The 20,216-nt window shown below is 67.6% G+C and carries 15 protein-coding genes; 14 read left to right on the top strand and 1 reads right to left on the bottom strand.

All coding sequences use genetic code 11. The annotated features are described in order from the left end of the window. Nucleotides 1-87: 87 nt before the first annotated feature. From KF907_RS00965 to KF907_RS00925, 9 genes are all read left to right on the top strand, one after another. Nucleotides 88-1,083, top strand: a complete 996-nt coding sequence (locus tag KF907_RS00965; RefSeq protein WP_291217213.1) for an AAA family ATPase — start codon at nt 88-90, stop codon at nt 1,081-1,083. A gap of 168 nt (nt 1,084-1,251) precedes the next feature. Beyond that, a complete protein-coding gene (locus KF907_RS00960) occupies nt 1,252-2,178 on the top strand; it encodes a DUF58 domain-containing protein (RefSeq protein WP_291217211.1) in 927 nt (308 codons plus the stop codon). Continuing rightward, a complete protein-coding gene (locus KF907_RS00955; protein ID WP_291217208.1) occupies nt 2,175-2,657 on the top strand; it encodes a DUF4381 domain-containing protein in 483 nt (160 codons plus the stop codon). The genes KF907_RS00960 and KF907_RS00955 overlap by 4 nt, the downstream gene beginning before the upstream one ends. Next, nucleotides 2,650-3,654 (top strand): VWA domain-containing protein, encoded by a 1,005-nt coding sequence (locus tag KF907_RS00950; protein ID WP_291217206.1) that lies wholly within the window; start codon nt 2,650-2,652, stop codon nt 3,652-3,654. Before KF907_RS00955 ends, KF907_RS00950 begins: the two co-directional genes overlap by 8 nt. Then, on the top strand, nt 3,651-5,543 hold the full coding sequence (locus tag KF907_RS00945; protein ID WP_291217204.1) for a VWA domain-containing protein: 1,893 nt from the start codon (nt 3,651-3,653) through the stop codon (nt 5,541-5,543). The genes KF907_RS00950 and KF907_RS00945 overlap by 4 nt, the downstream gene beginning before the upstream one ends. A 29-nt stretch (nt 5,544-5,572) precedes the next feature. Then, a complete protein-coding gene (locus tag KF907_RS00940) occupies nt 5,573-7,204 on the top strand; it encodes a BatD family protein (protein ID WP_291217201.1) in 1,632 nt (543 codons plus the stop codon). 240 nt (nt 7,205-7,444) lie between these two features. After that, on the top strand, nt 7,445-8,737 hold the full coding sequence (locus KF907_RS00935) for a dicarboxylate/amino acid:cation symporter (protein ID WP_291217198.1): 1,293 nt from the start codon (nt 7,445-7,447) through the stop codon (nt 8,735-8,737). Between the two features lie 5 nt (nt 8,738-8,742). Next, on the top strand, nt 8,743-10,794 hold the full coding sequence (locus KF907_RS00930) for a DUF2961 domain-containing protein (RefSeq protein ID WP_291217195.1): 2,052 nt from the start codon (nt 8,743-8,745) through the stop codon (nt 10,792-10,794). Beyond that, on the top strand, nt 10,784-13,564 hold the full coding sequence (locus KF907_RS00925; RefSeq protein WP_291217192.1) for a serine/threonine-protein kinase: 2,781 nt from the start codon (nt 10,784-10,786) through the stop codon (nt 13,562-13,564). The genes KF907_RS00930 and KF907_RS00925 overlap by 11 nt, the downstream gene beginning before the upstream one ends. A 132-nt stretch (nt 13,565-13,696) precedes the next feature. Here KF907_RS00925 and KF907_RS00920 read toward each other — a convergent pair whose 3' ends face one another. After that, nucleotides 13,697-14,287, bottom strand: a complete 591-nt coding sequence (locus KF907_RS00920; protein ID WP_291217189.1) for an outer membrane protein — start codon at nt 14,285-14,287, stop codon at nt 13,697-13,699. Nucleotides 14,288-14,544: 257 nt separating this feature from the next. Here KF907_RS00920 and KF907_RS00915 point away from each other — a divergent pair, with 257 nt between their 5' ends. From KF907_RS00915 to KF907_RS00895, 5 genes are all read left to right on the top strand, one after another. Further along, nucleotides 14,545-15,369 (top strand): CPBP family intramembrane glutamic endopeptidase, encoded by an 825-nt coding sequence (locus KF907_RS00915; RefSeq protein WP_291217186.1) that lies wholly within the window; start codon nt 14,545-14,547, stop codon nt 15,367-15,369. 115 nt (nt 15,370-15,484) lie between these two features. Then, nucleotides 15,485-17,482: a transketolase gene (tkt, locus tag KF907_RS00910; protein ID WP_291217184.1), complete on the top strand. Its 1,998-nt coding sequence runs from the start codon at nt 15,485-15,487 to the stop codon at nt 17,480-17,482. Nucleotides 17,483-17,611: 129 nt separating this feature from the next. Beyond that, nucleotides 17,612-18,388, top strand: coding sequence for a ferredoxin--NADP reductase (locus tag KF907_RS00905; protein ID WP_291217181.1), 777 nt, complete (start codon nt 17,612-17,614; stop codon nt 18,386-18,388). 144 nt (nt 18,389-18,532) lie between these two features. After that, nucleotides 18,533-18,901, top strand: a complete 369-nt coding sequence (locus tag KF907_RS00900) for a BlaI/MecI/CopY family transcriptional regulator (RefSeq protein WP_291217178.1) — start codon at nt 18,533-18,535, stop codon at nt 18,899-18,901. Beyond that, nucleotides 18,891-20,171, top strand: coding sequence for a M56 family metallopeptidase (locus tag KF907_RS00895; RefSeq protein ID WP_291217175.1), 1,281 nt, complete (start codon nt 18,891-18,893; stop codon nt 20,169-20,171). Before KF907_RS00900 ends, KF907_RS00895 begins: the two co-directional genes overlap by 11 nt. Nucleotides 20,172-20,216: the final 45 nt, after the last annotated feature.

Genomic DNA, 20,216 nt, shown 5'->3' with positions numbered 1-20,216 from the left:
GTTGGGGAAACCCGGGGCTCCGTCTGTTGTCCAAGCGCGCACGTGTTCCGACGTGACATCATTGGCCGAACCGACCGCAACGATTCCATGGACATGCCCGAATCCACCCAGAGCGCCGCCGCCGGCGCGTTCGCCCGCCTGCACGACGAACTCTCTCGCTGCATCATCGGCCAGCAGGCCCTCGTCGAGCGCCTGCTGATCGCCCTGCTCGCCGACGGCCACCTGCTCGTCGAAGGCGCGCCCGGTCTGGCCAAGACCACCGCGATCAAGGAACTCGCCGCACGCATCGAGGCCGACTTCCATCGCGTGCAATTCACCCCGGACCTGTTGCCTGCCGACCTCACCGGCACTGAGATCTACCGGCCGCAGACAGCGCAGTTCGAGTTCCAGCGCGGTCCGCTGTTCCACAACCTGATCCTCGCCGACGAGGTCAACCGTGCCCCGGCCAAGGTGCAGTCGGCCCTGCTCGAAGCGATGGGCGAGCGGCAGGTCACGGTCGGGCGTGCGACGTTCGCATTGCCGCCGCTGTTCCTCGTCATGGCGACGCAGAACCCGATCGAACAGGAAGGCACCTATCCGCTGCCGGAAGCGCAACTCGACCGCTTCCTGCTGCACGTGCGCATCGACTATCCGCAGGCCGGCGCCGAGGCCGAGATTCTGCGCCTCGCCCGCGATCGCGCGCGCGGTGCAGTCGCCACCGCAGCGCCGCCGCCGCAACGCATCCTCAGCCAGGCCGACGTGTTCGCCGCTCGCGCCGAGGTGCTTGACCTGCATCTCGCCCCGGCCCTCGAGAACTACCTCGTCCAGCTCGTCCTCGCCACGCGCGAACCGGCCCGCTATGGCGATGAACTCGCGCGCTGGATCAGCTGGGGCGCGAGCCCGCGCGGCACCATCGCCCTCGACCGCTGCGCCCGCGCGCATGCCTGGCTTGCCGGCCGCGACTACGTCACCCCGGAAGACGTACACGCCATCGCCGCCGACGTGCTGCGCCATCGCGTGCTGATGAGCTACGAGGCCGAGGCGGAGGGGATTGATAGCGGGCGGGCGGTTGCGCTCCTGCTTGAGCGCGTTCCGCTGCCGTAGCAACGGATAAGCGTGGTCGGGTTTTTGGCCAGATGCCCAGGCGCAGGAATCGATGATCGAGACAGGCATGCGATGTTGCGACGGTTTTTGCCTGTACGGTGTTCGCGGATGTGACCGAGCACGCTTGGCCTGCCCCGGGCCCCGCTCCCCAGACTCCAGTCCCTTTTCATGCCATCCAACCCTGCCATCCAAGTGACCCTCGAGGAACTGCTCGCCGTCGCGCCGCTGGCACGTGGTGCGGCGTTGGCCGAGGTGCGTCGCAGTGCGGCGGCGCGCGGTGGCGGGCATGCTTCGCGTTGGCGTGGGCGTGGCGTCGATTTTCGTGAGTCGCGGGTGTACCAGGTTGGCGACGACATCCGCCACATGGACTGGCGCGTTACCGCGCGCAGCGGCACCCCGCACACCAAACTGTTCGAAGAGGAGCGCGAGCACGGCTTGCTGCTCATGCTCGATTTCAATCCAGGCATGCGTTTCGGCACACGCGAGCGCTTCAAGAGTGTGCAGGCCGCGCGTGCCGCGGCCCTGCTCGCGTGGATCGTGACCGACAGCGGCGACCGCGTCGGTGTACTCGGTTTCGGCGGAGGAATTCGTGACGAGGTCAAGCCGGCGGGTGGACGCCGCGGCTGCCTGCGCGTGCTGCGCGCGTTGCGCGATTGGGATGCCGCGGCAATCGCGCAGACAGAATCGTTGTCGTCTGCGCTTGAGCGCGCACGCCGCCTGTTGCGTCCTGGAATGCGCCTCGTGATCGTCAGCGATGGCTTCAGCGCGGACGCGGCGGCCTGGCCGATGCTTGGGCGATTCGCCGCGCGCCACGAACTCGGTTGCCTGATGGTTGGCGATGCAATCGAGTATGCGCCACCGCCGCCAGGACGCTATGCGCTGAGCTTCGGCGGCAGTCGTCAGGTGCTCGACTTCACCGACCGCGGACTGCGCGCTGCCTGGAGTCGTCATTTCGGTGCCTTGCGTGACGAAATGAGGGCGGGCCTCACGCGCATTGGCGCGCGCGTCGTCGAACTTGCCACCGATGGCGACCTGCGGCGCGCGATCCTGCCGTTCACGGCACGCACTGGCGCACCGAAGGACAGCCAGGCATGAATGCCAACGGTCCGGTCCTGCGCGACATCCACCTGCCAGCCGATCCATCGTGGTGGCCGCCGGCACCTGGCTGGTGGCTGTTGGCCGCGATCGGCCTGGCCGTGATTGCCTTCGGCATTTGGCGTATCGTGCACGCGACACGTCGGCGGCGTTGGCGCAATGCCGTGATCGGCGAACTCGACGCCATCGCGCGCCGCCATGCCGAAGGCGGTGACGCGGCGCGCCTCGCCGCAGAGCTCTCGATCTTGCTGCGGCGTGCGGCGCGTCTCGTCGATGCCCGCGCGACAACACTGCAGGGCGACGATTGGCTGGCCTTCCTCGATGCGCAGCTCGATACCGACGCCTTCACGCGCGGAGCGGGGCACGTGCTTGCCGATGCTCCGTGGCAGCGTGCGGCTGCATTCGATACCGATGCGGTACTCGCGCTGGTACGGCGCTGGCTCGTACGCGTGGTGGAGCGGGAGCCCGTGCATGCTTGAGTTCGCCTGGCCACTCGCCTTCGCCGCCTTGCCGTTGCCATTGCTCGCCGCGTGGCTGCTGCCGCGTGCCCGTGCATCCGCAGCCAGTGCATTGCGCCTGCCACATGCCGGATTCGTCCTGCCGGGTACGGCATCGGCAAACAGTGTGCCGCGCTTGCGTCGCCTGCTTGCTGTGTTGGCATGGACCAGTCTGGTCGCCGCGGCCGCGCGCCCGCAATGGCTTGGTGAAATCGAGGACGTGCCGCGCAGCGGTCGCGATCTGCTGCTCGCCGTCGACACCTCGGGCAGCATGGGCATCCAGGACATGCAGCTCGGCAATCGAGCCGCCGATCGCTTCTCCACCGTACAGGCGATCGCCACCGACTTCATCGAGCGCCGTCACGGCGACCGCGTCGGCCTCATCCTGTTTGGCTCACGCGCCTATCTGCTGACGCCGTTGACCTTCGACCTTGCTACCGTTGCGCGTCAGCTCGACGAGGCGACGATTGGCCTGGCCGGGCGCGAGACCGCGATCGGCGACGCCCTGGGCCTCGCCGTCAAGCGCTTGCTCGACCGCCCGGAAAATCAGCGTGTGGTGATCCTGCTGACCGATGGCGTCAGCAATGCCGGCGAACTCGATCCGCGCAAGGCGACAGAACTCGCCGTCGCCAGCAAGGTGCGCGTGTACACAGTCGGTATCGGCGCCGAATCGATGGCGGTCGATTCCCTGTTCGGCACGCAACGCTACAACCCGTCGGCAGAGCTCGATGTGTCCATGCTGACCGAGATGGCCGAGCGAACGGGTGGACGTTTCTACCGCGCCCGTGACACGGCCGAACTGGCGGGCATCTACCACGACATCGATCGCCTGGAGCCGGTGCTCGGTGCGGCCGAAGCTTTGCGCCCAGTCGCCGAGATCTACACCTGGCCATTGAGCCTGGCTCTCGTGCTCACGGTGTTGGCCGCACTGCTGCCGGACTGGCGGCGCATTCGCGGCGTGGCGGAGCCGGCACGATGAATGCGCTGGCCGATTTCCATTTCCTGCGGCCATGGTGGCTGCTTGCCTTGCTCGCCCTGCCTCTGGCTTGGGTCTTCGTGCGGCGCGCGCGCGGCCAGGCCGGCGCGTGGCGGCACGTGGTCGACGCGCATCTGCTGCCATACCTGCTCGAAGCGGCACCGATGCAGGCGCGCTCGACCGCGCCATGGCTGGCGACGGTGCTGTGGCCCCTGGCCTGCATCGCGCTCGCCGGCCCGGCCTGGGAGCGCGAGAACCTGCCGCTCTACCGCAACGATGCCGCGCGCGTCATCGCCCTCGAACTCGCACCGACCATGCTTGCCGCCGACGTCAAGCCGACCCGGCTCGCCCGAGCCCGATACAAGATCAACGACATCCTCGATGCGAGCCGTGACCTGCAGACGGCCTTGATCGGCTATGCCGGCGATGCCTTCGTTGCAGCACCATTGACCGATGACATCGAGACGGTACGCAACCTGGTTGCTGCTCTCGATCCCGGCGTCATGCCGGTCACCGGCAATGCCACCGGGCGCGCGATCACGCAGGCGCAGCGCCTCATCGAACAGGCTGGGCTCAGCCGCGGCGAGATCATCGTGATCGCCGATGCGTCCGGCCGCGGCGGCATCGAGGCGGCGCGCGCCGCGCACGCGCGCGGCTTCTCCGTGTCGGTGCTGGGCATTGGCAGCATTGCGGGGGCGCCGGTGCCCTTGTCGCAAGGCGGATTCCTGCAGGACTCGGCCGGCAACATCGTCCTGCCGAAACTCGACGAGGCCGGTTTGCGCGCATTGGCCGATGCCGGCGGCGGACGCTACGCGACGCTCGCTGCCGATCGTGGCGATCTTGCGGTCTTGCTTGGCGACCTGCGCGGTTCGGCCTCCTCCGGCGGCGAAAGTGAAGCGGCCAGCGCACGTTTCCGCGATCGTGGCCCATGGTTCGCGCTGGCCCTGTTGCCGCTGGCCTTGCTCGCATTCCGTCGCGGCTGGCTGGTCGTGCTCGCGCTGGTCGTGTTGCCGCTGCCGCATGCCGAGGCCTTCGAGTTCGCCGACCTGTGGCTGCGCCGCGACCAGCAGGCCGCCGCCGCACTCGCCGAAGGCGACAACGCACGCGCACGCGAACTCGCAAGCGATCCGGCCCTGCGTGGCAGCGCCGCCTATCGCGAGGGCGACCATGCCGCGGCGGAGGAAGCCTTCGCCGCCGCACAGGGCGCCGATGCCGACTACAACCGCGGCAACGCGCTGGCCCGGCTCGGCCGCTACGAGGAGGCGCTGGCCGCCTACGAGCGTGCGCTGTCCGCGGCACCCGACATGGACGACGCCAAGGCGAATCATGCGGCGGTCAAGGAATGGCTCGAGCGCCAGCAGAAGGATCAGGATTCGCAGCAGTCCGGCGATCGGCAGCAGGACGGCCAGCAACAGGATGGCCAGCGGCAGGATGACCAACAGCAGGGCGGTGGGCAGCAGGACGATCAACAGCAAGGCGAGCAGGCGCAGGGCGGCGAATCGCAGGATGGTCAGGAGCAGGATGGCCAGCAGCAGGACAGCCAACAAAAGGGCGACCAGCAGAAGGATGGTCAGCAGAATGAGGGCGACCCGCGCGAAGGCCAGGACAAGAACGATACGCAGGGCGATGCAAAAGTCGACGCGGAAAAGCCGGCCGAGCAGCGTGAGCAGGACCGGCAGGCCTTGTCGCAGGCGATCGATCAGGCGCTCGGTGAGGAATCGCACGACCAAGGCGAAACGCCGCTCGCCGTGTCGCGCGAGGAGGAGGCTGCGCGCGAGCAGAAGCAGGCGATCGAGCAATGGTTGCAACGCGTGCCAGACGATCCGGGTGGTCTTCTGCGGCGGAAGTTCCAGCTCGAGTACGAACGACGGCAGCGCGGAGGTGGTGGATGATGGCGAGGCGATGGATACGGATCGCGTATGTGCTGCTGGTGATCGTGTTGGCGTCGCCGCCGGTTCTGGCTGCGGGCGCGCACGCCTGGCTCGATCGTGATGCGATGCAGCTGGGCGAAACGGTCACGCTGAACGTCGAAGTCGAGGGTGATGCCGGCGGTGAACCGGATTTCACGCCGCTTGGTGGAGACTTCGGCCTGCTCGGCACGCAGTCGAGCAAGCAGTTCAGCCTCGTCAATGGGCGTTCCACCACGAAGAACCTGTGGGCGATCGGACTCGAACCGAAACGCACCGGCACGTTCACGATCCCGTCGATCAAGGTCGGTGCGCTGGAGACCCAGCCGCTCAGGCTCGTCGTCGCCGCCGCGCCGGCTGGTGCACTAGGTCGTCCAGGCGACGAGGTTTTCGTCGAGGCGAGTGCAGAGCCCGCCGCGCCCTGGGTGCAGCAGCAGGTGCGGCTCGTGGTCAAGTTGTACTACGCGGTAGATCTCACCGAGGGCGCGCTCGGCGAACCGGTGGCCGATGGCATCGTCGTGCAGAAACTCGGTCGCGACCGGCCGTATGGTGCGACGGTCGGCGGACGCCGCTACAACGTGCTCGAACGCCACTACGCATTGATTCCCGAGCGCAGCGGCACACAAGTGATTCCGCCGATCGCCTTCCGTGGCAGCGTGCTCGACCGTTCCGATCCGACCGGTTTCTTCCGGCGCGGACGGGCCGTATCGGCGCAGTCCGAGGCGATCTCGCTCGACGTGCAGCCCAAGCCGGCGGACTGGGGTACGGCGCCCTGGCTGCCGGCAGCATCGCTTGCACTGAGCGACGAAAGCACGTTGCCGGACCGTATCGCGGTCGGTGAGCCGGTCACGCGCACGCTGCGTATCCGTGCCCAGGGTCTGGGCTATGAACAATTGCCCGAATTGATGTTCGAGGCCCCCGCCGGTGCAGAACTCTATCCGGACAAGACCGAAACGCAGACGCGCGACGACGGCACCTGGCTGTTCGGCGAGCGCACGCGCAAGTTTGCGGTCGTTCCCTCTCGACCGGGCACCCTCGTGCTGCCCGAGCTGCGCGTCGACTGGTGGGACACCGCACAGCAGCGGCGTGTGAGTGCGATCCTGCCGGCGCACGCGATCGAAGTGACCGGCGCCGCGGCGACAGTCGCGACAGCCGCCGCACCCGCTGCCACGTCGACGATCCAATGGCCCGATGCCGATGCCGGTGCCGAGGCCCGGCGCTGGCGCGTTGCCGCACTGGCGTTTGCAGCGCTCTGGCTCGTCACCCTGGTCGCGTGGTGGCATTGGCGACGCCCGCGGGTCGCCCCAGCTGGAGGCATGCGCCCGCCCAGCGAGCCACCCGGGCGGGCCAGCTTCATGCGTGCCTGCGCCATCGGCGATCTCGTCACCGCGGGCCAGGGCCTGCTGGCTTGGGCGCGCAGCGAACGCGCCGAGGTGCGCAATCTCGGCGAAGTCGCGCAACGGCTCGCCGATGTCGACCAATGCGCCGTGCTTGCCGATCTCGAGCGTGCGCGCTATGCCGGTGCCGACAGTCAGGGCCTTGCCACGCGCCTCGCCACGGGATTCCGCGGTGGATTTCGCTGGAAGCCGGATGCGGTGGTTGCAAAGAGTGCCCCTGCATTGCCGCCGCTGTATCCGGAGCCATGATCCGGGCCACGATACCGTTGCCAGCGCGCATGCGGCACACTTGGGGGCGGGGAATGGGGAATAGGGAATGGAAGAAGCCAAGGCGTTGCCTCATGCGATTTCCTATTCCAAAGCCCCGGCTTTTCCAGCCACCCAAAGGGGGTCGTCGATGCCGGGAGTTCGTTGCAACGAGCGAGACAGTCACCGTGATTCCATGCGCCGTGCGCGCATGAGCATCGCCTTCGCCTCGGAGCCCTGTGCATGAACACGCACACCGGCATGGCCCTGCACACGAAGATGGCCATCGGTTTCGTGACCGGCCTCGTCGCCGGTCTCGTCGTTCACGTCGGTGCCGGTGGTGACGCCGAGTGGGTACGCTGGTTGACCACGTGGATCACCCAGCCGGTTGGCCAGGTGTTCCTGCGCCTGCTGTTCATGCTGGTCATCCCGCTGCTGTTCTCGGCCCTCGTCATCGGCGTGGCCGAGATGGGTGACATCCGTTCGCTCGGGCGGGTCGGCTGGAAGACGCTCGGCTATACCGTGGTCGTGTCGACGATCGCAGTCGTCATCGGCATCCTCCTCGTCAACCTGTTCCGGCCCGGCGAAGGCTTCGATAGGGCCCTGGCCGATTCGATGATCGCCGACGCCGGTTCGCGCGCGCAGGCCATCGTTGCGGGCAGCGCAACCCAGGGCAATGCGATGACCCTGCTGCTCAACATCGTGCCGACCAACGTCATCAAGGCCGCCGCCGACAACGACATCCTTGCCGTGATGTTCTTCGCCCTGATGTTCGGCGTCGGCATCGTGCTGACGAAGTCGCCGCTGGCGCAGCGCACGAAGGACGTCATCGAGGGCGTGTTCGAGATTTCGATGACCCTGATCCACTTGGTCATCCGCTTCGCCCCGTACGCGGTCGCCTGCCTCGTGTTCAACCTCGCCGCGCTGTTTGGCTGGGCATTGCTGCTCCGTCTCGCCGGCTATGTCGGCGTCGCCGTGCTGGCCATGGCGATCCATTTCTTCGTCGTCTATTCGCTGAGCGTGCGCCTGTTCGGCGGCATGTCGCCGCTGGCGTTCTTCCGCAACTCGCAGGAAGCGATCGTCATGGCGTTCTCGACGGCGTCGAGCAATGCCACCCTGCCGACCGCGCTCAAGGTCGCCGAGGAGAACCTCAAGCTGCCGCGCAAGGTTTCGCGCTTCGTGCTGACCATCGGCGCAACCGCGAACCAGAACGGCACGGCCCTGTTCGAGGGCGTGACCGTGCTGTTCCTCGCCCAGCTGTTCGATATCCCGCTCAGCCTGACCCAGCAGGTCGTGGTCATGCTCGTGTGCATCCTCGGCGGCATCGGCACGGCTGGTGTGCCGGCCGGTTCGCTGCCGGTCATCGCCCTGATCTGCGGCATGGTCGGCGTGCCGCCGGAAGGCATCGGCCTGATCCTCGGCGTCGACCGCTTCCTCGACATGTGCCGTACGACGCTCAACGTCACCGGTGATCTCGCCGCCGCCGTGGTCGTGTCGAACGGTGTCGAGGACCGCGCAGATCCGGCGTCAGGATGAATGCGATGGCGCCGATGCCGCTGCTCGTGCGCTTCGTCGCCGCCCTCGTTGTCGTTTCCGTGCATGTTGATGCTGACGGAGCGGAACTGCCGTGGGAAGGCTGGCGTTCTCCGGCACGCTTCGCCGAGGTCGATGCCGGTCAGCTCGTTGTTGCGCATTCCAGCACCTGCCTCGACGGCTGCCGCTACGACCGCAGCAACGCCGGGCCAGAACCGCCCGCGGCGAATCCGTATCCGCTGCGCTGGCTGTACCGCGATGGCGACGAGGTGGTGCTGTTCGACGAGCGTGGTGCCGGTGCCATGACGCGCCTGTGGATGACCACGGGCGATGGCGTCTCGCGCTGCTTCGACCCGGCCGTGCGTGCCCGCTTGCGCATCGACACTGCGCTGGTGATGGACGTGCCGCTGGCGCAATGGTTCGATGGCTCGCTGGCGCCGTTCACGCCGCCGCTGGCGGCCGATCGCGTTGCCGCGAGTGGTGGTTACGTCCATCGTGTGCCGATCGCCTATACGCAATCCCTGCGCCTCGGCCTTGCCGGTGCCGAAGCGGGCAACCTCGCCTGCGATCCGAGCGGCTGGGGCCTGCTGTGGTACCAGGCGCAGTTCCAGCGTCTGCCATCCGCTGCGCCTGTCGTGGCCTTTCCTGTGTTCGACGAAAGTGGTCTGCGCAGTTTCCTCGACACGCCGCCCGGTCAGGATCCCTGGCATGGGTTTCTCGCGCCGGAACCGTTCGCCTACACCGGCGTGACCGGCCCGGCCACGTTGGTACTCGCCGAGCGTGGCGGTGGCGGCTGGCTGCGTAGCCTGCGCCTCGGCGTGCCGATGGCAGCCTGGCCGCATCTGCGTCTCCGCTTCGACTTTGACGGCGAGACCGCAGTCGATCTGGCAGTTGCCGACTTCTTCGCAGCCGATGCGGCTGGCTCGGCGCGCGGCGTCCTGGCGGGGCTCGGTACGGATGGTGTGCTGTATGCCTGGTGGCCGATGCCGTTCGCGCAGGCGGCGAAAGTCGAGCTCGTCGTCGACGCCTCTGCAACCGGTCCTTTCGACGTGACCGGCAGCCTCGCGTTCGACCTGGCGACCGCACCGGGCGCCGCGCGCTTCCACGCGCGGGCGAGCGATGCCTGCGGTGCCGGCGATCGCCTCGTGCATGCCGACGTGGGAGCCGGCAAGCTCGTCGCGCTGTCCGCCCGCTACGCGGGTGACGCGCTGAACGGCCTCGACGTCCTCGAAGGCGACGAACGCATCGTCATCGATGGTGCGATGGCGCCGGCATGGTACGGCACCGGTGTCGAGGATTTCTTCGATGGCGGTTTCTATTTCGACCAGGGCGCGTGGGTGGCGGCGCTGACCGGGGCGCCGCGCGTGGCGACCATGCCGACCGGCGTGACCGCGGTGTATCGCGTCTTCCTTGGCGACGCGCCGACCTGGACGAGCGCGGTGCGCATCGAGCAGGAAGCCGGTTCTTTGCCAAACATGGCGACCTCGGCCTGCACGCGCCACGTCGCCTTTTCCTATCGGCGCGGACAGCCGCTGGTTGCCGAAGTCGACAGCTTCGAAGTCGGCGATACCGGCGCGGCTGCCGGCCATGACTATGAACTTCCGGTTGGTGCGAGCTGCGCGATGCTCGATGCGAGTTTCGCCGACGAACCGCCGACGGTGCTTGCGGCCGATGTCTGCCGCTACGCGAGTGGCAGCAGCCGTTTCCGCTTCGATCTCGGGCGCGGCTACGAGGGGCCGCTGCGCCTGCGTCGCCGCATCGACGTCGGCGAAGGCTTGCCTGGCGAGATCGCCGGCGCGCCGGCTGCCGAGGTGCGCCTCGACGGAAAAGTCGTCGGTGTGTTCCCGCCGGTCGCGGCGAACCCGTTGCGACGCTGGCAGGAACAGGAAATCCTGCTCGATGCCGATAGCTCGCCGCGTGCGCTGGTGTTCGAGATCGCGCCGTTGCCGACGTCGACCGCAGCGATGTCGAGCGAATCGGCATGGACGCTGCGAGCCGTGCTGGCCGATCATCTGCTTGCGGATGGTTTCGAAGGGGACATCATTGGCAATGAGCCGTGACACGCATGCGGCGACCGTGCGCCGCTTGTTCGGCGCGGTGCGTGACCTGCCGGCCACGGCACGCCACGCGCGCCTGCTCGAACTCGGCGCCGATCCGCTGCTGATCGCCGAGGTCGATGCCTGGCTGGCCGCCGATGCAGCGACCTCGGCGCTCGGGTCGCCGGTACCGGGAGCCGGGATCGGGTCGTCCGAACTCGGTGTCGGCGACGTGCTCGGCGCCTGGCGCCTCGTCGACGAGCTCGGCGTCGGCGGCATGGGTGCGGTCTATCTCGCCGAACGTGCCGACGGCCACTTTGACCAGCGCGCGGCGATCAAGTTGATCCGTGGCATCCCGTCGCCGGAGACGTTCGTGCACTTCGCGCGCGAGCGGCAGATCCTCGCCACCTTGCAGCATCCGAACATCGCACGCTTGCTCGATGGTGGCGCGACACCCGGTGGGCAGCCTTATTTCGTCATGGAACACGTCGACGGCGTGCCGATCGACCGTTACTGCCGCGAGCAGGCACTCGGTCTCGCTGCGCGCCTGGCCCTGTTCATCGATGTCTGCAAGGCTGTCGAGTTCGCCCATTCGCGCTTCATCGTGCATTGTGACCTGAAACCGTCGAACGTGCTCGTGCGCGCGGACGGCGTTCCGATCCTCCTCGACTTCGGGGTTGCCCGTGCCCTCGATGCCGGAGCCACGGTCGAGGAACAGCGTGCAGCGAGCGCCTGGGTCACGCCGCGCTACGCGAGTCCCGAGCAGTTGCGCCGCGAGACGGTATCGACTGCGAGCGACGTCTATTCGCTCGGCCTCATCCTGTTCGAACTGATTGCCTGCCGGCGTGCACGGCTCGATGCCGACGACCACACCATCACCCTGCTCGGCCAGGCGATCGCGCGGCCGAGTGCGCTCGCCCGCGATGTGCCATGGGCAGGCCGGCTACGCGGCGATCTCGATGCGATCGTGCAGCGCGCGACCGCACATGCGGCAGAGGCTCGTTACGTGTCGGCACGGGCCTTGGCCGACGACATCGAACGTCATCGCGCACATCGCCCGGTGTTGGCACGACCGCAGACCGTTTCCTACCGCGCTTCGCGCCTGCTGCGCCGTCGCTGGCCCGTGGCTGCGGTGGCCATGCTGCTCATCGCCCTGGCCGGCATGTTTACCTGGCGGCTCGCCGCCGAACGCGACCGCGCGCTCGTTGCCGAGCGCGAGGCGACCGTGCAGGCGAACACGGCGGCACAGGTCAGCGAGTTCCTGGTGTCGGTGTTCAATGTATCGAATCCCAAGTTGCGTCAGCGGCGCGACCTCAGTGCGCGCGACGTGCTCGACGAGGGTGCCAAACGCATCGAGAACGAACTCGGTGACGCGCCACGCGTCAAGGCACACCTGCTCGACGTGCTCGGCAATGCCTACCGCTCGATCGGCGAGCCTGCACGCACGGTCGAGCTGTTCCGCCAGGCAATCGCGCTGCACCTCGATCCGCGCGTGGACGATCCGCTTGCGGCGGCGGCGACGCTCAGCCAACTCGCCGTCGTCTATTCGAACAACAAGTTTCCGGCCAGCGAGGCCGAGGCTGCGGCGCGCGAGTCACTGCGCCTGCGCGAGGCGCATGCCGCGCCTGATTCGCTCGACATGGCCGATGCGCTGAACACGCTGGGCATCATCCTCGAGCAGGGTGGCCATGCCGACCAGGCCGAGCCGTTGCTGCGCCGTTCGTTGGCGATTCGCACGCGCGAACTCGGCGCGGACAGCCTGAATGTCGCCTCGACGCTGCACAATCTCGGTCTCGTCGCCTCTTCCCGGGGTGACAATGCCGGCGCGGTCGAACTTTACCGACAGGCGCTGGCGATCAAGCGTGCGCGCGTCGGCGAGCATCATCCCGAGTACCAGAGCTCGCTCGACAACTACGCCAATGCGCTTGGTCAGGTCGGCCGACACGATGAAGCCCTTGCGATCCTGCGTGAGAACGTCACCCTTGCGCATGAGCTGTATGGCGATGCGAGCGAACATCTTGCGGTCGGTTACAACGAGCTTGGCTCGCAGCTGCACGACCTCGGCCGTTTTGCCGATGCAGCGGTCGAGTACCGCGAGGCGCTCGCCGTGCACGGGCGCATGGAGGGGGATGGCCAGCGCAACGCAAGCCGCGCGTTGCCGCTCAACAACCTCGCCTCCGCGTACGAGGACATGGGTGATCTGGTCGCGGCCCTGCCGCTGTTCCGCGAGTCGCTCGCACTGCGTCTACGCACCCAGGATCCCGACAGTTCCATCGTGCTGCGTGCCGAGTACAACCTCGCGCGCGCGGCGACGAAGGCCGGCCGCCACGACGAGGCTGCCGGTCCGCTTGAACACGTGCTGGCGGAGTATCGGCGCCGCTTCGGCGAGGCGAACTTCCAGACCGCCAAGGCCGAGGCGGTAGCGATCGAAGGCCTGCTTGGACGCCAACGCCTCGGTGAAGCGCAGGCATTGCGCGCGGCGATGGCCGAACCGGCTTCGGAGCACCGGACCTGGCGCCTGTTGCTGGCACGCACCGATGCGCGCCTGGCCCTGGCCCGCAGCGATACCGCAGCCGCACGCAACGCGGCGCGCGAGGCTTGGGAGCTTTCCCGCGCGCAATGGGGCGAGTCGCATCCGCTGATCGTCGAAGCCGGCGTGCTTTACGCGACCGCGCTCGCGCGCAGCGGCGAAGCCGACGAGGCGCGTGAACTCGTGGCGCAACTCCGCCCGATCGCCGATGCCGCCTTCGTCGAGGGCGCTCCCTTGCGCAGCAGGCTCGACACCTGGCGCTGACGAATCTCGCGGTAGGAGCCCGCTACGGTGAGCGTGTTCAGGCGTCCAGGCGACGCGCAACAAAAAGCCGGCCCGTTTCCGGGCCGGCGTGGCAAGGCGTTCCATGCCCTGTGGTGGACGGAGGGATGAAGCTTAGAAGCGGACTTCGCCGGTGACGGAGATCACGTCGGTATTGAGGTCGAGGTTCTTCCGGTCGACTTCGTAGTGGTCCCAGGCGAGGCCGACGCTCAGGTTGTTGCTGAAGTCGTAGCCGAAGCCGGCGCCTGCGTACCACTTGTTGCTGGTGTCGTTGACGTATGCAGGCACGCCGGCGGCGAGGTAGTCACCGGTGACGTCGGCGCGGAACAGGCCCGCGCGGCCGCTGATGTACCAGTTGTCGCTGACATTGAAATGGCCGTTCACGCCGGCCGTCCAGCCCTTCACTTCGGCCTTGCCGGCCAGCGTGCCGGACGGGACGCGGCTTGCCTTCGGTGACCACTCGCCGAGGTTCTGGTAGCCACCCTCGATGCCGAAGGCAGCGCCGGGGCCGACCGACCAGCGGTAGCCGAAATTGGCGCCGAAGGCGGTGTCGTCGTCGTCGTAGAGACCATCGTCGACATTGGCCTGGCCGACCGAACCGTTGAGGAAGAAGCCGCCCTTGTCCGGACCTTGTGCATGCGCGGAGAGCGGCACGGCGACGAGGCCGGCGGTGGCGAGGGCGAGCGCGATGATTGCGGTTTTCATGATGGGAAATTGCTCCAGCTTTCGGGGTAGTGGGTCGACGTCAGGGGGCCGACGCCGGGTTTCGATGCCGTCGCGAAGGAAGTCGTTCCCGCGTTGCGGCACGGCCCTCAAGCTGGGGTTCAGCCGGATATTTTCAATACCAATTGGTTCAGTTAATGCTCAGGTGCCTGAACGCGTGGTCGATACGGCGCCGTGAGCGGTTTGGCGCCATTCCTTCGTCCTCATGCATGCGGCATCCGGCCGCGGGGAGCGCATGTGTGCACGATCTGACAAGCCCACCACGCGCCGCCGCGGGCGTCATTGCCTTCATCCTCGTCTGCGAGTTCGCGCTGACGATCCTGTTCGTTTCGCCGTGGTTTCCGATGCAGGCGCTCGGCGCACTCCAGCAGGCGACCGGCGGCTGGATCGCGATCACCCTGCTCGCATCGGCGACATTCGGCGGCATCGGCGTCTGGATCGCCCTGCGCCATGGCGGACAGGATTTCGCCTCGCTCGGCTGGCGCGTACGCGACCTCGCCCCGGCGCTGGTCGTCCTGGTCGGTGCCTGGTTGCTGCTTCAGATCATCGCGATCTCGGCTCACGGCGGTCCACCCGTGCCGACGACGGCGGTCGCGGACGGACGCTGGGGGCGTGTGTTCGGCCCCGTCCTCGCCCAACTCGGCGGTACTGCGCTGATGGAGGAAACCCTGTACCGGGCCTTCCTGTGGCCGCAGCTGCGTCTGCGCTTCGCCGCAGTGATGCCGCCGCGCCGCGCGACCATCCTCGCCCTGTTCGCTTCGCAGGCGATCTTCGCGCTGATGCATATCCCGATCCGCGTCTACCAGGGCGCGGTCTTCGCCGACCTCGGCGGCATGCTGCTGATGCTGTTCGCCAGCGGCATCGTGCTCGCGCTGGTCTATGCGGCCACGCGCAACCTGCTGATCGCGGTGGCGATCCATGCCTTGTCGAATGCGCCGACACTCGTCGTCGAGCCGGCGGGGCCGTCGCCGGGCACGCTGATGCTCGGCGTCTGCGTCTTCGTCTGCGTGGCCTGGCCGCTTGCGAGGCTGCGGGGCTCGCGGGGGTGGCTGGCATCCCGATAGGGCAGAACACCGCAGCCGGACGGGCGCGCAGACAAGCCGGCGCGTATCGGCGACAATGCGCGCCCCGCGGCGCCCGCCGGCCGACCGCATCCCCTCCTGCCGTCGAGTGCTGCCCATGACGAGCCGTCAAGAACTCGCCAACGCCATCCGCGCGCTGGCCATGGATGCGGTCGAGGCCGCGAAATCAGGCCATCCGGGCATGCCGATGGGCATGGCCGACATTGCCGAGGTGGTCTGGAACGACTTCCTGCGCCACAACCCGGCCAATCCGAAATGGGCGAATCGCGACCGCTTCGTGCTGTCCAACGGGCATGGGTCGATGCTGCTCTACGCGTTGCTGCATCTGTCCGGCTACGACCTGTCGATCGACGAGCTCAAGCGCTTCCGTCAGTTGCACTCGAAGACCGCCGGTCATCCGGAAGCCAGCGAAACGCCGGGAGTGGAAACGACCACCGGTCCACTCGGCCAGGGCCTCGCCAACGCGGTCGGCATGGCGTTGGCGGAAAAGGTGCTGGCTGCACGCTTCAACCGTGAAGGCTTCGCTGTCGTCGACCACAACACCATCGTGTTCATGGGTGACGGCTGCCTGATGGAAGGCATTTCGCACGAGGCTGCCTCGCTGGCCGGCACGCTCGGCCTCGGCAAGCTCACCGCGATCTGGGACGACAACGGCATCTCGATCGACGGCGAAGTGCATGGCTGGTTCACCGACGACACGCCGGCACGTTTCGAGGCCTATGGCTGGCATGTCGTGCGCGGCGTCGATGGCCACGATCCGGCGGCAATCGCGGCCGCGCTGCGCGAGGCGCAGGCCGTCAGCGGCAAGCCCTCCCTGATTTGTGCGCGTACCGTGATCGGCTTCGGTGCGCCAACCAAGGCCGGCAAGGAAGCCTGCCACGGCGCACCGCTCGGCAAGGACGAGATCGCCGGTGCGCGCGAACGCCTTGGCTGGGCGCACGCGCCCTTCGTGGTGCCCGAGCAGATCTACGCGGGCTGGAACGCGCGTGCGCAGGGTGCCGCGCGAGAGGCGGCATGGAATGGGTTGTTTGAGCGCTACCGCGCAGCGCATCCGGAACTCGCCGATGAGTTCGAGCGTCGCCAGCGTGGCGAACTGCCGGCCGGTTTCGCCGCCGCCGCCGAGGCATGGATCGCGAGGTTGCAAGCCGAGGGCCCGGTCGTGGCCTCGCGCAAGGCCTCGCAGATGGCGCTCGATGCATACGCACCGCTGCTGCCCGAGCTGATCGGCGGCTCGGCTGATCTCGCCGGCTCGAACCTGACGATCTGGAAGGGCTCGAAGGACGTCAATTCCGGCGACGCCTCGGCCAACTACGTCTACTACGGCGTGCGCGAGTTCGGCATGAGCGCGATCGCCAACGGCCTCGCCCTGCATGGCGGCTTCATCCCGTACGATGCGACCTTCCTCGTGTTCTCCGACTATGCGCGCAACGCGGTGCGCATGAGCGCGCTGATCCCGACGCGCGCCATTCACGTCTACACCCACGATTCGATCGGCCTCGGCGAGGACGGTCCAACCCACCAGCCGGTCGAACACATAGCCAGCCTGCGCTACATCCCGAACAACATCGTCTGGCGTCCCTGCGACGCGGTTGAATCGGCGGTTGCCTGGAAGGCCGCGATCGAGCGCTCGACCGGGCCATCGTGCCTGGTGTTCTCGCGGCAGAATCTCGTCCATCAGGCGCGCGACGCCGACCAGGTCGCCACCATCGCGCGCGGCGGCTACGTGCTGTCCGATCCACCCGGTGCGACGTTCGAAGTGATCCTGATGGCGACCGGCTCCGAGGTCGAAGTCGCCATGCAGGCCATGCGCATCCTTGCCGATCGCGGCGTCGCCGCACGCGTCGTCTCGATGCCCTCGACCAATGTGTTTGATGCACAACCGGTCGAGTACCGCGAGGGCGTATTGCCATCGTGGTGCCGCAAGCGTGTCGCCGTCGAGGCCGGCATCACCGATTTCTGGCGCAAGTACGTCGGCCTCGACGGCGCGATCATCGGCATCGACTCGTTCGGTGCGTCCGCGCCGGCCGATGCGCTCTACCGCCATTTCGGCATTACCGCCGAACAGGTCGCCGACGCGGCCCTTGCGTTGCGTTGACTCGGTGCTGCGACTTTGCGCCGCGGCTCGCGCGGCGCCGGCTTGATCCTCGCCAAACCGCGCGGATCGCGGCCGTCGACAATGGGCTGACGCGCCCGAGCGCCGTTGAATCCGTGTACAGGTGAATCCGTGGCTGCCTTCAACACCGAACGAGTGATCGCCATCCGTCACTGGAACGCGCACCTCTTCAGTTTCATCACCACGCGCGACGCCGGCCTGCGCTTCGAGAACGGCCAGTTCATCATGATCGGCCTCCTCGTCGACGGGCGTCCGCTGCTGCGCGCCTACAGCATCGCCAGCGCGAACTACGAGGAACACCTCGAGTTCTTCAGCATCAAGGTGCAGAACGGTCCGTTGACCTCGCGCCTCCAGCACGTTCAGGTCGGCGACGAGATCCTGATCGGCTCCAAGCCGACGGGCACGCTGCTGCTGCAGGACCTCAAGCCCGGCAGGCATCTGTACCTGCTTTCGACCGGTACGGGACTTGCCCCTTTCCTGTCGATTGCGCGCGATCCGGAAACCTGGGAACGATTCGACAAGGTCATCGTCACCCACGGCGTGCGTGAAGTCGCCGATCTCGCCTATCGCGACTTTTTCGAAAAGGAATTGCCGAACCACGAATATTTCGGCGAGGCCGTGCGCGAGAAGCTCGTCTACTACCCGACCGTCACGCGCGAGGCCTTCCGCAACAGCGGCCGCCTCGACCAGTTGCTCGCCAGCGGCAAGCTCAACGCCGACATCGGCCTGCCGCCGCTCGACCCGGCCCACGACCGCGCGATGATCTGCGGCAGCCCCGCCATGCTTGCCTCGCTGAGCTCCCTGCTGGACGAACGCGGGTTCGCCGTCTCGCCGCGCATCGGCACGCCGGGCGATTACGTCATCGAGCGCGCCTTCGTGGAGCGTTGAAGCGGGATCGGGATTTCCTAAGGTCCGGAGCGCGTCGGCGCGAGGGACGTTTCTATTGATTGTTCGTATCCCCAATCCGCCCTCTCCTTGACATCATCGTTTACACGCGTAATCATCAACCATCGATTACGGACGTAAACGAAAATGCCGATCAGCGAAGCCGAAAGTGTCGTGATGGATGTCCTGTGGCGCTCGAGCCCGCTCGCCGCCGAGGACATAGTGGCGGCCACCGCAGAAGCGCAGGGCTGGCAGGAAGCCACGGTCAAGACCCTGCTCAACCGCCTGCTGGGGAAGAAGGCGATCGCCGCCGAGCGCGACGGGCGGCGCTACCTCTACCGGCCGCTGCTCAGGCGTGGCGACTACGTGCATGCGACCAGCAAGAGCCTGCTCGACCGCTTGTTCGACGGCCGCGTGGCGCCGCTCGTGGCGCACTTCTCCGAGCGTCGCAAGCTGACGAAGAAAGACATCGCCGAACTGCGCGCCCTGATCGAGGAACTCGACGATGATCGCTGAAGCCTGGGATGCGTTGCTCGGAATGTCATTGGCGACCAGTGCGTTGGCTGCGCTCCTGTTGCTCGTGCGCCTGCCGCTGCGCCGGAGTTTCGGCGCACGCATCGCCTACCTGGCCTGGCAGGTCGTACCGTTCGCCGCGCTGGCGCTGCTGCTGCCGGGGCCTGCCGCGCCGCCCGTGTCGGTCGCGGCCCTGCACGCGGGTGCAGCGGCGGCTGCCGGCGTTCCGGCCGAGGCCTTCGACGTGCGTCTCGTGCTGATTCCGGTCTGGCTGCTCGGCGTGCTCGGCGTGCTCGCGTTCTTCGTCATCCAGCAGCTCCGCTACGGACGGCGCCTCGGGCGCCCGCCGCGGTGCATTGATGCGAAGGCCGGCATTCTGCGCGGCGAAGCAGACATGAGCGGACCGGCCGTGATCGGTTTCTGGCAACCGCGCATCGTTTTGCCCCGCGACTTCGAGGCGCGCTGGTCGCCGGCCGAACGTGAACTGGTCCTCGCCCACGAGCAGGTGCATCTCGAACGCGGCGACACTCGCGTCAATGCGGTCGCTACCTTCTTGCGCGCCCTGAACTGGTTCAACCCGCTGATCCACTATGCCGCCGGCCGCATGCGCATCGACCAGGAACTCGCCTGCGACGCGGCCGTGCTCGCGCGATTTCCACAGGCGCGGCGGCGCTATGCGGAGGCGATGCTGAAGACCCAGCTCGCCGCCGTGCCGAATGCATTTCCCACCCCACCGGCCGGCTGCCACTGGACCGGCACCCATGTCCTGAAGGAGAGAATCGCCATGCTCAAGCACCCCCTGCCGAGTCGAGCGCTGCAACGTGCCGGCGTATTGGCCATTACCGTGTTCGCCGGTGTCGCGGCCTGCGTCGCCTGGGCCGCGCAACCGGCGCAGCCGGCCGCATCGAGCGCGAGCCCTGCCGGGTACGCGCGTCTCAGCCCGCCACAGCATCCGGTCGATGCATCCGGCAACCCGCTCGAGGGCATGGTCCTCCTGCGCGTGCGCGTCGGTACGGACGGCAGCGTGCTGAATGTCTCGCACGTGCGGACCGAATCGGCGGAGCCGGTTTCGGGTGATTTCGCGAAGCTGGTGGAAGCGAGCAGCGCCGCTGTTTTGAAGTGGAAGTTCCAGCCCTCGATGCAGGACGGCAAGGCCGTCGAGAGTGAAGTCATTGTGCCGGTGAAATTCGCCTCACCGAAGGGTGGGGCGGGAATCGACGCGGACCGTGCCGGCGTCCCCGTGCTCGACGAGATCAATGTCGGCGGCGGGTGATCGGGTCACTGATGCCGGGTGCCCGTCCAATGCGGTTTGCAGCGG

Source organism: Dokdonella sp., from assembly GCF_019634775.1.
GTDB lineage: Bacteria > Pseudomonadota > Gammaproteobacteria > Xanthomonadales > Rhodanobacteraceae > Dokdonella.
The sequence above is the reverse complement of the archived record's forward strand: the minus strand, read 5'-3'. Positions and strand labels throughout refer to the sequence as shown.